13 protein-coding genes are annotated in these 12,661 nt (G+C 32.2%); 3 read left to right on the forward strand and 10 right to left on the reverse strand.

Annotated features, from left to right (window positions below; all coding sequences use genetic code 11):
• The 6 genes from SPD90_RS00250 to SPD90_RS00275 form a co-directional block, all read right to left on the reverse strand.
• Nucleotides 1–677: hypothetical protein (locus tag SPD90_RS00250; RefSeq protein ID WP_320923951.1), on the reverse strand; the 677-nt coding region annotated here is incomplete at its 3' end.
• A 121-nt stretch (nucleotides 678–798) separates the two neighbouring features.
• Nucleotides 799–1,395 (reverse strand): GNAT family N-acetyltransferase, encoded by a 597-nt coding sequence (locus SPD90_RS00255; protein WP_320923952.1) that lies wholly within the window; start codon nucleotides 1,393–1,395, stop codon nucleotides 799–801.
• Nucleotides 1,396–1,656: 261 nt separating this feature from the next.
• Nucleotides 1,657–2,766, reverse strand: coding sequence for an IS1595 family transposase (locus tag SPD90_RS00260; protein ID WP_442909034.1), 1,110 nt, complete (start codon nucleotides 2,764–2,766; stop codon nucleotides 1,657–1,659).
• Between the two features lie 260 nt (nucleotides 2,767–3,026).
• Nucleotides 3,027–4,274, reverse strand: a complete 1,248-nt coding sequence (locus SPD90_RS00265) for a DUF1015 domain-containing protein (RefSeq protein WP_320923953.1) — start codon at nucleotides 4,272–4,274, stop codon at nucleotides 3,027–3,029.
• Nucleotides 4,275–4,334: 60 nt separating this feature from the next.
• Nucleotides 4,335–5,273 carry a D-2-hydroxyacid dehydrogenase gene (locus tag SPD90_RS00270; protein ID WP_320923954.1) on the reverse strand — a complete coding sequence of 313 codons (939 nt, stop codon included), beginning with the start codon at nucleotides 5,271–5,273 and terminating at the stop codon, nucleotides 4,335–4,337.
• Between the two features lie 91 nt (nucleotides 5,274–5,364).
• Entirely contained in the window at nucleotides 5,365–6,435 is a 1,071-nt protein-coding gene (locus SPD90_RS00275; RefSeq protein WP_320625089.1) for a pyridoxal-phosphate-dependent aminotransferase family protein, read from the reverse strand.
• A gap of 543 nt (nucleotides 6,436–6,978) precedes the next feature.
• On the opposite strand from SPD90_RS00275, the gene SPD90_RS00280 reads away from it, so the two are divergent.
• From SPD90_RS00280 to SPD90_RS00290, 3 genes are all read left to right on the forward strand, one after another.
• Nucleotides 6,979–7,632, forward strand: coding sequence for an aspartate/glutamate racemase family protein (locus SPD90_RS00280; protein WP_320627163.1), 654 nt, complete (start codon nucleotides 6,979–6,981; stop codon nucleotides 7,630–7,632).
• A 17-nt stretch (nucleotides 7,633–7,649) separates the two neighbouring features.
• Nucleotides 7,650–8,162 (forward strand): PaaI family thioesterase, encoded by a 513-nt coding sequence (locus SPD90_RS00285; protein ID WP_320923955.1) that lies wholly within the window; start codon nucleotides 7,650–7,652, stop codon nucleotides 8,160–8,162.
• 157 nt (nucleotides 8,163–8,319) lie between these two features.
• Nucleotides 8,320–8,640 carry a hypothetical protein gene (locus SPD90_RS00290; protein WP_320923956.1) on the forward strand — a complete coding sequence of 107 codons (321 nt, stop codon included), beginning with the start codon at nucleotides 8,320–8,322 and terminating at the stop codon, nucleotides 8,638–8,640.
• Between the two features lie 296 nt (nucleotides 8,641–8,936).
• Here SPD90_RS00290 and SPD90_RS00295 read toward each other — a convergent pair whose 3' ends face one another.
• From SPD90_RS00295 to SPD90_RS00310, 4 genes are read right to left on the reverse strand one after another with little or no spacing between them, the layout of a single operon-like run.
• Nucleotides 8,937–9,836: a fibronectin type III domain-containing protein gene (locus SPD90_RS00295; RefSeq protein WP_320923957.1), complete on the reverse strand. Its 900-nt coding sequence runs from the start codon at nucleotides 9,834–9,836 to the stop codon at nucleotides 8,937–8,939.
• A 2-nt stretch (nucleotides 9,837–9,838) separates the two neighbouring features.
• Nucleotides 9,839–11,104 (reverse strand): ABC transporter ATP-binding protein, encoded by a 1,266-nt coding sequence (locus tag SPD90_RS00300; RefSeq protein WP_320923958.1) that lies wholly within the window; start codon nucleotides 11,102–11,104, stop codon nucleotides 9,839–9,841.
• 16 nt (nucleotides 11,105–11,120) lie between these two features.
• On the reverse strand, nucleotides 11,121–11,969 hold the full coding sequence (locus SPD90_RS00305; protein WP_320923959.1) for an ABC transporter permease: 849 nt from the start codon (nucleotides 11,967–11,969) through the stop codon (nucleotides 11,121–11,123).
• 57 nt (nucleotides 11,970–12,026) lie between these two features.
• Nucleotides 12,027–12,485 carry a hypothetical protein gene (locus tag SPD90_RS00310; RefSeq protein WP_320923960.1) on the reverse strand — a complete coding sequence of 153 codons (459 nt, stop codon included), beginning with the start codon at nucleotides 12,483–12,485 and terminating at the stop codon, nucleotides 12,027–12,029.
• Nucleotides 12,486–12,661 lie beyond the last annotated feature (176 nt).

Genomic DNA, 12,661 nt, shown 5'->3' on the forward strand with positions numbered 1-12,661 from the left:
ATCCTGCACCCTGCACCAAACACACCAGCACAGACAATCGCAATCCATATCTTCTTAAAATTATCCCTAACCTTGCTCTTAACATTAGAAAACTCCACAAAAGCCACTATAAGCGGCGGAACCACAAAGTAAAGCTGTTTCGTAGCAGTCGGAATCACACAGACCGCCATCAAAAGAACGAGCATTTTAAACCATTTAAAAAACTCCTCCTTCACATCCATCTCAACACTCTCGACCATAGTCTTAGGCTTCAATCCAAAGCGCTCTATTAAAAATTGCACTAAAACTATCACAAAAGACATCGTAGTCACAGAAATCGGATAAATAAAAGACGTCGTCCCAATAAACATAGGCAATATACAAGCAGATATCATAGGAACAATAGTACATCTAAACAAAGTCAACATAAATCCTGCAAAACAAAATCCTATCGCAATCTTAAAAATCAGCGGCAGATTCACATATCTAACTACCAAAATTCCTACCAAAGAAGAAATCGACATAAGCACAAACATCCTCACCCTATCGACCTTCCACGGCTGCTTCTCACTAACCCAAGCCCCAAGAGCCAGCGCCAAAATCTCAGGGAATATAACCTCTTTATCATCCAACACCTGAGCCACAAAAAACATGCAAAATATAAAAACAACGCAAATCAAATACCTAACCTTCTTCATAAATTCCCCTCCTGCAGCTATTTTAAATCCAAGCAAATCCCTTATATTTCAAACAATCTCCTTAATTACATTGTATAAGAGAATTTTTACTTTTACAATCAAAATAGCCTACCAGAGCGATTTAAAACTTTAAAATATCCTCTATAGCATCTTGATCCACCTCATATATAGCCTTAAGCGGTTTCGGAGCTTGATTCTTATCAGCAATCCTCATCCCAAGCCAAGTAATATCGTACCATCTGCCAAACTTATATCCAGTATCAGGATATATCCCTATAAACTTAAATCCCAACTTCTCATGGAACTTAACGCTCTTTTCATTCTCGGTAGTTATACATCCATACACATTCTCAACATTTTGCAATTTTAAAATATCTATAAGCTTGCCATAAAGAATTTTTCCAACACCAAGGCTCTTATAATCCATATCTAAATAAATAGAAAGCTCAGCATTCCATTGATAAGCCGCCCTCTCCATATGTCTATGCGCATAAGCGTATCCAATTATCTCGTCCTTATATGTACAAACGATATACGGATACTCACTAGAAATATCCTCTATTCTCCCTCTAAACTCCTCCACCGAAGGTACATCGTACTCAAAAGTAATCGCAGTCTCTATGACATAAGGAGAATAAATCTCCAATAATCTCTCCGCATCTGACAATTTCGCCCTTCTAAATCCTAAATTTTCCAAAACTTCCTTTGTAGCTGTCATATTAATAACCTCCAAATCTCTCCTAAAAACAAATTTAATAATTTAAATATAGCACATTCACAATCACGGATAAAATAACATAGCCAGAATTTTATACAATATTCATATTTTTCAAATAATTTTTTTAACACGCCAAAACAACCTCTTTATACCACATATCCTCCTCCCCACCCACTGTAAATATATTAAAGATATTTGTGACAACTAATTAGGGGTACAAATCAATAAAATTATCATTATTCTTCCAAGCGTAGCTTATACCTATAACAACTCTACACACCTATTTTTTATCATCTCCTGAGTAAGATAAAGGTCCTCTGTAGCAAATTCCATAAATAAATCCTTTATTCGATTAAATTCCGTAAATTTTTTACTTATAAACAAAAATTTAAACCACGCTAAATAATTATTTAAATATTTTGTCGCAACTCCATTAAAATTTCTAAGCCATCTTTTTAGCTCCCAATGATACTTATAAACGTGATTTACTGTGTAAATTGAACTATTTGGCCTAGGTGATTGTCTTACTCTTATATTTAATTTTTCAGCAAGTGGTCTATACCATGAAGTCACATAAGCACAAAATATTACATTTTCACTCAATTTACCTTCAAAAAAGGACATCATATTTTGAGTTTTTACATTATTATTTATGCCCATATCATTGTCAACTATTCTTGTAAGTATATGTCCGTTTCTATCGATTGCTGTATTAATGCAAATTTGATTTTGTTTTGCATTTTTTGAAAATTTTATAGATCTTCCAAAATCCTTGTTAAATAAAAAGCTACCTCCTGGCAATCTATCCCTATCAAAGCTATAAAAATATTTCTTATTTTCAAAATTATTTTTTTTGCTAGAACCCTTGAAAGACTCATTTACATGACAAGTATCAACTTCAACTATACCTTCCAAGATCTCATTTTTTAAAAACAAATTAAGCACATCCAAAATTCTGTGACGCATAAAAAATGACGTTGGTATGCTTACATTTATTTCCTCTGCACATTTTTTAATAGTCCCACCTTCTATCATAAGTTGACAATATTTAAGCCATTTTTCTAAACTTAACCTTGTGTTAGAAAGCGGCGAAAAACTTCTTTCATCGAATGTAATTCTACATTTTTTGCAAATATACCTTTGACGACCATTCATCTTTCCATTTTTATTTAAATCTGTATGACCACATTTAGGGCATTTAAGACCTTTTTTAAAGCGACCTCTTAAAATTTCAGCCTTCGTATCCCTTTCGTCACTAAAACCTAAATTATATAATTTTTTTAATCTTTCTTGAATAAAAGATATTAACGAATCTAACTGCTTTCTTTCTAAATCCTGGATCATTAATTTCATTTTTTTTGAACTAAACATATCTGAATTCATTGGATTGAACATATTGAACCCCTTCCTTTTTAATCCTTTTATAAACTACAAATGTTTATATTGCTTAATTTTTGATATTTTCTAATTATAGTATTTCCTTATATTTGTTATTTTATTCCTATGTCACAAATTTCTTTAATATATTTACATGGGTTTTGATGCGAGGGGTTATGGGCTTTAATAGTGCTGCTACGCAGAAAGATGGGGAATATAAAAAGGACTAGCCTCAATGGCTAATCCTATTTTTATTAATCAAGTTCATGTAAGAATAATCCGCATCTTACTTTTGGTTCAAACCAAGTAGATTTTGCAGGCATTATTTTGTTTGCATCGGCAACTGCCATAAGCTCTGTAAGCTCTGTTGGGTACATCGCAAAGGCAACCTTCATGTCTTCGTTTACCCTTTTTTCAAGCTCGTCTATTCCCCTGATGCCTCCGACAAAGTCTATTCTTTTGTCTCTTCGAGGATCTTTTATTCCTAGGATATCGTCTAGGATGTTATCTTGTAGGATTGATATGTCTAATGATTTGACTTCATCAGGGTCGTTTATTGATTTATCATCAAATTTAATTTTATACCAATCTCCGTCTAAGAACATGCCTACAGTACCTTTTTGCTCTGGTTTGTATTGCTTGTTTTTTGCGACTCTTTCTATTTCAAATTTTTGAGCAATTTTATTTAAAAATTCTTCTTTAGTGTTTCCATTTAAGTCTTTTACGACTCTGTTGTAATCTAGAACCTCTAGATTGTTTTCTGGAGCTATCATAGCTATGTAGTAGTTGAATTCTTCATCGCCTGTGTAGTTTGGATTTTCCAATCTCTTTTCTTTTGCAACATTTACAGCAGATGCTGATCTGTGATGCCCATCTGCTATATATAGATATGGAATTTTATCAAATTCGCTCACAAGCTCATCTAAGTCTTGTTGTCTGTCGATTCGCCAGACTGTGTGGAATACACCGTCATCAGACATAAAGTCGTAAAGTGGCAATTCATTTTTTACGTAGAAGTCTACTAATTCATCTACCTTTTCTCTATTTTTGTAAGTTAAAAGAATTGTTCCTGTGTTTGCATTGCAATATTTTATATGCTTAGTTCTGTCTAATTCTTTGTCTGGTTTAGTGTATTCATGTATTTTTATTACTCCATTTATGCTGTCATCTACAGATACGCAAGCTACAAGGCCGATTTGATCTCTTCCATTCATTGTCTCTCTATAAATGTAGATGCAGTCTTGTTTTTCTTTTATTAAAATATCATTATTTCTGAAATTGTCTAGATTTTCTCTAGCCTTTAGATAAACAGCTTCATCGTGTTCATCTACTTTATCATCTAAATCTATTTCTGCTCTGTCAATGTGTATGAAAGAATATTTATTCTTTTCACCCATTTCCTTTGCTTCTTCCCTATTCATAACGTCATATGGTAATTCCGCTACCATATCTACATATTGTTTTGCTGGTCTAATTGCTTTAAAAGGTTTTATAACCGCCATCTCTTTATCCCCCTGATTTTTAGCTTCCCAAAATTTTATATTCCACTATTTTATGCTCTATTATAATGCAATTTGTTGTTGATCATAGTGAAAGTAGTCAACTATCATCTCAACTATTTCTTTACTAATTCTATCTTGAGCTTCAACTGTTGATGCACCTATATGGGGAGTTGGAGATACCATTGGATGATTAACTAGTTCTAGGTTTATTTTTGGTTCTTCTTCATATACGTCCATTGCTACTGCTTCTATTTTTCCTTCGTCTAAAGCGTCTATTAAGTCGTGTTCACATACTAAAGCGCCTCTAGCGTTGTTTATGAAGTATACGCCTTGTTTCATCATATCGAATTCTTTTTTAGTTATTAAGTAACCTTTTTCTGGATCGTAAGGTATGTGTATTGTTAAGAAATCAGCGTTTGCTAAAACTTCTTCAAAGCTACAGAATTTATATCTTGGATAGCCTTTCATTTCGCCTAATATATCGTAGTATATTATTTTCATGCCTATTGCACTCGCCATCTTAGCAACTTCTTTACCTATTCTTCCTAAACCTATTATTCCTAATGTTTTTCCAAATACTTCTGTTCCTATATAATTTTTCTTGTTCCATTGACCTTGTCTCATAGTTACGTTAGCTATGTTTACATATCTAGCTATTGTAAATAATTGACCTATTGTAAGTTCTGCTACTGATCTAGTACTTGCACATGGTGTGTTCATAACCTTTACGCCTCTCTTAGTTGCGTATTTAACGTCTATATTGTCTAGTCCTACACCACTTCTTATTATTAATTTAAGTCTTGCATTTCCTTCTAAGGCTTTATCTATTATCTCTTTAGTGATTCTATTTTTTGAACGAATAACTAATGCATCTACGTCTTGACACATTAATCCAAGTTCTTCACCATCATAAAATTTATCTATTACATCAAATCCTAATTCTTTTAAGTTTTCTATTTGGTCTAAATTCATTCCATCAGCTACTAATATTCTATACATTTTCTTACCTCCAAAATCCCTTTAATAATTCCGCTTTTTTAATATTCATAATAATTAATATTTTTATTATTTTCTTAAATTTTAATAATCTTTAAAATCCTAATATATCATCTATATTTTTTAATAAATCTTTTATATCTTCTTGTGTGTAATCTCCCATATGTGAAATTCTAAATGTTTTATCTTTTAATTCTCCGTATCCATTTGCTATTAAATATCCACGTTTTTGTAATTCTTCATTTAATTTAGATACGTCTATATTTTGGGTATTTTTTACTACTGTTAAAGTATTTGATAAGTGATTTTTATCTGTAAAGATTTCGAAGTGTTCCTCAGCCCAATTTCTAACGATTTTAGCCATGTCTTCATGTCTTTTAAATCTGTTTTCTAGGCCTTCTTCTAGGATTTTTCCTAATTGATAATCTAAAGCGAACATATGTGAAAGGGATGGAGTTGAAGGATATTGATAATTTTTCTTTTGAATGTATTCGTACATTGCAAGTAAATCAAAATAAACTCCTCGATTTGGTACTTTTTCGGCTCTTTCCTTAGCCTTTTGAGAAAATGTACAAATTGACATACCTGGTGGTAAACCAATTGCCTTTTGAACTGATGTTATGCAAATATCTATTCCAATTTCATCGACGGGGATTTTAATTCCTCCCGCTGAACTAACTGTGTCTACACAATAGACTACATCGTCGTATTTTTTTAGGACTTGACCAATATCTTCGATTGGATTTCTTATGCCTGTAGAAGTCTCATTATGAGTTACAGTTATTAAATCATATTTGCCAGTTGCAAGTACCTTATCAACCATTTCTGGCTCTATAGCCTGACCTAATTCTACTTTAAATAAATCTGTTGGAACACCATTTGTTATACCCATTTTGTGCCATCGATCTCCAAATGAACCACAGGAGAATACAGCTGCTCTCTTTGCTGTACAACATCTAATGGAGCCTTCCATTAAGCCAGTGCCGGAGGATGTTGATAATAATATTGTATTATTTGTGTAAAATAATTCTTGTGCTTTTTCAGTTATGCTTTTTTGAAGCTCTGATGCTTCTTTACTTCTATGGCTGATAACTGGTGTAGCCATCTTTTCTAGGACATCTTCACTAACATCTATAGGTCCTGGTATAAATAATTTCTTACTCATAATAAGCCTCCTTTCTTCTAAATTTAAAAGTTTATTTTTTATTATCAAAATAATAATTAACTTTATTTAATATCTATAGTATGTTTTTTTGCTTTATTTGTCAATAGATTTGTTAATTTAATCCATATAAATTTTTTTTAATGCTAAGTCATATTCAATATATTATATTTGATATATATAATATTATACGGGATAACGTTAACATTTTTTAAGTTTATCCATATATAAATTTGCCTTAATTTTATTTTTTTATTTGATTTTTATATTATGTCCATTTTCTAAAAACATATTCACTTTTTATAAGAAAATCTTTATCTTAAAAAACCATAATGTAGATTTTCTTGAAACACATTCACGGAAATTATATCTATCCACAATTTAAAAATGAATATAATTTAAGTACTTGGCGCAGCAAGTACGCTACTCTTTCCTATGTGTTATAAATTTCCATAAAAATTAATATTTACTAAATATAGTATATTTAAAGTATGTTATATTTATATTAAAAAGATTTTAAATTTACATATATTGGAGGTATCAAAAATGAAAGTAGCAGTGATGGCAGGAACTCCTGTGGACACACAAATGGGGGTTGACTTTTTAAAGGAAAAAGGAGTAGACACATACTCTTATCCAGTTTCAGAAAATCCAACAGAACAGCTATTATTTCAAACTCTTCCTATTGAAGAGAGAAAGGAAGCTCTTTTAGAATTAATAGCAAAAATTAAAAACGACGGCATGGACGCGATATTTGTTTACTGTAACTCATTGAGCTCAAGTATCGATTTCCACGAATTAGCTGATATATCTAAGATTTACATAGTTACACCATTAGATGTTTATGAATTTTTAGCAAATAAATACACTTATTTAGGACTTATCTGTGCCAACGGTCAATCAGCCGGCGGAATTGAAAAGATAATCGTAAATACAAATTCTAAATGCACAGTGGTAGGTTTAAACTCAATGACATTAGTTAATAATGTAGAGGAAAAAATTCCTCCTATGGAGCTTATAAAAAACAACCATTTAGAAGATATCATCAATTTCTTCGAGGGAATAAATGTGCAAGCGCTAATCTTAGGCTGCACTCATTTCCCATATTTTGAAAAGGAATTGAAGTCTATGACTAAGTTAGATATTATAAATCCAGCTGAAAAAATGTACGAATTTTTATGCGAAAATTTAAATAAATAAACTGAAAGGTGATAAAAATGAAATATAAAGTACTAAAAAAACAAAATAGCTCTAAAAGCTGTCTAGTATGTGGTGTGGAAAACGACCTAGGTCTAAAGGCTCGTTTCTACCAATTAGAAAACGGTGAGTTAGCCTCTATTTTTAATTCTAAGGAGTTTCACCAAAGCTACCCAGGTAGAGTTCACGGCGGCATATCTGCAGCGATTTTAGACGAAACTATCGGACGTGCTATCAGCATAAGCGATGAGACTATCTGGGGTGTTACTGGCTCTTTAGAAATTAGATATAAAAAACCAGTTCCTCTAGACTGCGAAATTATCACAGTAGCGAGAGTCACTAGAGATACTCGAAAATTATTCGAAGGCACAGGTGAAATAATCCTACCTAATGGAGAAATTGCAGTCACTGCATCTGCTAAATACGTAAAGATGCCTGTCGCTCAAATCACAGACGAATGCAATATGGCAGAAGAATGGATCGATATTCCTGACGACGATCCAGTTCAATATATAGAAATTCCTGGAAGATAATCCAAAGTGGCTGTCGCAAAATAAAACTTGCGATAGCCTCTAATATTTTTATACTTTTTTGCCTAAAATATTATTCTTTTATTGGATAAATTGTGTTATTATTTATTTAAAATATATAAATACAAAAGAGCAAAACCTGTGAATGGAGGGAATACAAATGAAAACATTCAATGTAGGATCTGGAACAGTAGTAGAAATAACTGAAACAAAAGTAAATATATCAGAAAGCATGCCTGGAAAAACAAAGTACAAAATGACTATTAAACGTTCAAGCATATCTGGATTAGTTCTTTATCCTGGTTATTTATTAATCTGTGCTCCTGGTCTGCCTGTTCCTGACGATTTTAGAACAATAAACAGTGCTGTAAATATGCAACACCATCCTAATTGTATCGTTGGTCCAGAAGAAGACTTGATAAAAATTTACGACTGTTTAAATGAAACAATTATAAATAAAAATAATCAAGCAATAAGATAAGATCAGTTTTTACTGCTCTTATTTTATAAATTTTAACCAAATATATATTTAAAAAATAAGGCGACTTTTATATATTATTCTATGCATATGATAATAGTATGCACTCTAAAAACTAACCGCAATCCATTTTTTATTAATTTTTTCAAATATGCTCATATTAACCCCTCTTTCTAACTCTTCTAAATATATTATAGTTTAAAATTCCATATATATTAAACTACATATAACTTATACAAGAAAAATCGCAACATAAAAAAAGAGAAACTGTAATAAATCTACAATTTCTCCCGATGTTCCTATTTACATTTAACAGATTTTACACTGCTATATGAGCTATATAGCTTTTTCCCATTCACATTCTTATAAGCTCTGACTTTATAATAATATGTTTTTCCTTTAGTCAAGCTACTATTTGTATAGCTTAAAGTAGAACCACTAGTAACAGTTTTTATTCTTGTATATGTACCACTTGAACTAGTTTTTCTGTAAATTTCGTATCCACTCGCACCTGTTATTTTGTTCCATGTTACTTTTATAGTTTTAGTACTTGGACTTGTAACTGTTATAGTAGGTCTAGATGGAGTAGTAGCGCTTGCAATCACACTAGAGTATTTTCCGTAATATTTTTTACCATTTACAGTTTTATATGCTCTCACCTTGTAATAGTAAGTACTTGTCTTTGAAGGTGATGTATTTTGGTAAGATGTACTAGTTGTTGTTTTCATCTTTGTGTATGTTCCACTTTTGCTTGTAGCTCTGTATACTTCATATCCAGAAACTGATGAAACCTTAGTCCATTTCAAAGTTATACTTGATGTAGTAGATGTAGTGTTTAATCCTGTAACTGTTTTTGGGATTATTTTAAATGTCACTGTCTTGCTACCTGTATAATCGTTAATTCCCTTGATTACTGCGCTCGCAGTTCCTATGTATTTGTTGTTTTTGTATGTTACCTTGTAGTCTTTATCCTTGACTAATTTTTTACCTTTGTATGTTATTGTAATAGTAGGTGTTTTGTAGCTACCTGTGTATATTTGATCTGGTATTTTAGAAATTGTTGTGTCGCTTATTTTTGTGTACCAGTCGAACTCCACTGGATTTTCTGGGTCATTTGATGTTGCGAAAACAAATGACGTACTAAAAGTCATCGAAATACTTATTATAGCTGCTAGAACTATACTTGTTAGTTTTTTCATTTTTATTTTCCCCCTTCTAAATACATTTTGGGGAAATTTACACTTCCCCAGTGTTTATTATTCCATCCAAAAGAGACCATTTTTCCATTTACTATATTGAAAGAAAAAGCGTCATCCACAAAATCTAGAACTCTTGGAATTCCCTTTGTAGTACCACTAAATACAATCAGCTTTGTAGAATACGTTCCCTGCTGCAAATTATTCAAATCTAAAACTAAATTATACGATTTGCTCTCGGATTTTTTTATATCACCTAAATTATCTGATATACTCGTTCCAACAGGAATATAATTGTAATTTAGAGTTAACCTGATAGATATGTCCTCCACATCTTCTAGAGCCTTGCAATTTAGAGTAAACTTGAGCTTTTCACCTTCATCAAATACAAATCCAGACTCATTGCCCGCCTGCACACTTTCTGCCAAAACTGTCGGCGTGAATCTCTTAGGTCTTTTAATTTGAGTCAAATCTACAAATGAACCATTCTTAGAAAAATCATCGTAGTACATTTGAATAGCTCTTTCAACCTCGCCATCGTATTTTATTCTGCCCTCTTCTATGAAGATACATCTGTTGCACATATCGCTAATTGTGCTCATATTGTGGCTTACGTATAGAATTGTCTTGCCTTGATTTCTGGCTAGGTCTTTCATCTTGTCTAGGCATTTTTTTTGAAACTTCATATCTCCAACAGCTAGAACCTCATCCATTATCAGTATTTCAGAGTTCAAATGAGCCGCCACTGAAAATGCAAGCTTGACATACATCCCAGATGAATACCTCTTAACAGGCGTATCTATAAACTCTCTTATCTCTGCAAACTCAACTATCTCGTCGAATTTCTCGTCGACCTCGTGCTTTTTCATTCCCAAAATTGCACCGTTTAAATATACATTTTCTCTGCCTGTAAGCTCTCTGTGAAATCCTGTCCCTACCTCTAGCATACTGGAAATTTTACCCTTTATATAGATATCTCCCTTAGTAGGTGAAGTTATCTGAGACAATAGCTTAAGCAGCGTCGACTTACCAGCACCATTTCTACCTATAATTCCCAAGATATCGCCTTCGTAAACCTCGAAATTTAAACCCTTCAAAGCCCAAAATTCTCCGTTTACTGCTTTCTTAGCACCGATTTTAGAATTAGGATCTTCTTTATTTAATTTTTTAGCTACATAGCTTTGAATTGTAGCCTGAAGCGTTCTTGCGCCTATTACACCTAGCTTATATTTCTTCTGTAAATTTTCAACCTTAATAACTGTATTTTTCATATGAATATCCCTCTACCTAGACAGTATCTATAAAATCCTTCTCGACTTTTTTAAATAAAAAAATCCCTATAGTCGCCACTACAATCGTCTCAACTACACTTATAATCAAAAACTTCACCGATATCTCCCCGCACCCCAAAAACAAATATCTAAATGTTTCCACAATAGGCGCCATAGGATTTAACATAAGCAAAGTGTATAGCTTTCCACCTATCTGAGAAGATGGATAAACTATAGGTGTAGCATACATCCATAGTTGAAGTCCAAAGCCGACTAATACATTCAAATCCCTGTACTTTGTAGTTAGAGAGGAAATTATCACCCCTACGCCAAGCGCCAAAGCGGCGACCTGAACTATCAAAAGAGGGAATAAAACCACCCTAGTATCCACAGCTATATTTGCTCCTTTATACTTAAAAAGAATTATAAACAGCACAAAAATCGCCAATTGCACCGTAAAATCTATCAGCTTAGTAAAAATAACCGATATCGGAAGCACCAACCTCGGAAAATACACCTTCCCAAAAATCGCCGCATTAGTCAAAAAAGTAGAGGATATCTGGCTCAAGCAAGCAGAAAAATAAACCCAAATTATATTACCAGCCATATAAAATATAAACTGTGGCACAGAATCTGTAGGTATACTAGCTATGTAGCCAAATATAATAGTGAACATCGTAGTTGTAAGAAGTGGGTTTATCACAATCCATAATGGTCCTAGTATAGTTTGCTTGTACATAGTAGTGAAATTTTTCTTTGTTAAAAGAAATATCAAGTCCTTGTACTCTAAAACTTCTTTTAAATTAAGTTTAAAAAAACTATCCTCAGATCTTATAATTTTCGTCCATTCCTGCTTATTTTCCATTATATCCTCCACTATTGTGTTTCCGTATTTTATGTAAGTTTGTCTCGTGTATATTATCTACTTCCATCCATCGCTCCATCCGTCACCGTCTTCGTCTTTTACTTCAGAATTATTTTTTGATGAGCTATCATTTTTGTTTGAAGAACTATTTTTCTTTTCTGAAGAACTGTCTTTTTTATCTGATTTAGATGAACTATCTTTTTTGTTGCTAGATTTAGTGTCTTCCCATGATGAATCGTATTCTACAGCATTATCTTCAGCCTTTGAATCATTAGATTTTTTTGTTGATGTTGATTGTTTTTTATCACTACTAGTGCTGCTATCTTTATCTTCATCTTTTGATTCTTCTTTTTCTTCTGTATTTTCTTTTTCTTCTGAAGTAGCTTCACTTGCATCTTGAGTTGATGTTTGTTCAGTCTTACTCTTAGTTTCATCTGAGTTTTTTGAGAATGGGTTGCATCCTACAACAGATATACTTAGCATTAATGCAATTAAAATTGTTATTATTTTTTTCATGATTTTTCTCCTTTTTGTGTAATGTTTAAGATACAATACCTATGAATGGGATTTCATAGATATTGTATCTTGTTTTAAATTAAATTATTATAATATTTTAATTTTTTGTAACCTAAGTAATTATATTCTTAGTTCCATGGCTTTTCTGGATTTATAATCCATCCACTAGGATCTAT

Source organism: Intestinibacter sp., assembly GCF_034113885.1.
In the GTDB taxonomy this organism is placed as follows: Bacteria; Bacillota; Clostridia; order Peptostreptococcales; family Peptostreptococcaceae; genus Intestinibacter.

Excerpts from the sequence above, each read along its gene's own strand:
- SPD90_RS00310 (WP_320923960.1), bottom strand. The coding sequence starts at position 12,485 with ATGAAAAAAATAATAACAATTTTAATTGCATTAATGCTAAGTATATCT.
- SPD90_RS00270 (WP_320923954.1), bottom strand. The coding sequence starts at position 5,273 with ATGTATAGAATATTAGTAGCTGATGGAATGAATTTAGACCAAATAGAA.
- SPD90_RS00285 (WP_320923955.1), top strand. The coding sequence starts at position 7,650 with ATGAAATATAAAGTACTAAAAAAACAAAATAGCTCTAAAAGCTGTCTA.
- SPD90_RS00295 (WP_320923957.1), bottom strand. The coding sequence starts at position 9,836 with ATGAAAAAACTAACAAGTATAGTTCTAGCAGCTATAATAAGTATTTCG.
- SPD90_RS00305 (WP_320923959.1), bottom strand. The coding sequence starts at position 11,969 with ATGGAAAATAAGCAGGAATGGACGAAAATTATAAGATCTGAGGATAGT.
- SPD90_RS00265 (WP_320923953.1), bottom strand. The coding sequence starts at position 4,274 with ATGGCGGTTATAAAACCTTTTAAAGCAATTAGACCAGCAAAACAATAT.
- SPD90_RS00255 (WP_320923952.1), bottom strand. The coding sequence starts at position 1,395 with ATGACAGCTACAAAGGAAGTTTTGGAAAATTTAGGATTTAGAAGGGCG.
- SPD90_RS00260 (WP_442909034.1), bottom strand. The coding sequence starts at position 2,766 with ATGTTTAGTTCAAAAAAAATGAAATTAATGATCCAGGATTTAGAAAGA.
- SPD90_RS00280 (WP_320627163.1), top strand. The coding sequence starts at position 6,979 with ATGAAAGTAGCAGTGATGGCAGGAACTCCTGTGGACACACAAATGGGG.
- SPD90_RS00300 (WP_320923958.1), bottom strand. The coding sequence starts at position 11,104 with ATGAAAAATACAGTTATTAAGGTTGAAAATTTACAGAAGAAATATAAG.
- SPD90_RS00275 (WP_320625089.1), bottom strand. The coding sequence starts at position 6,435 with ATGAGTAAGAAATTATTTATACCAGGACCTATAGATGTTAGTGAAGAT.
- SPD90_RS00290 (WP_320923956.1), top strand. The coding sequence starts at position 8,320 with ATGAAAACATTCAATGTAGGATCTGGAACAGTAGTAGAAATAACTGAA.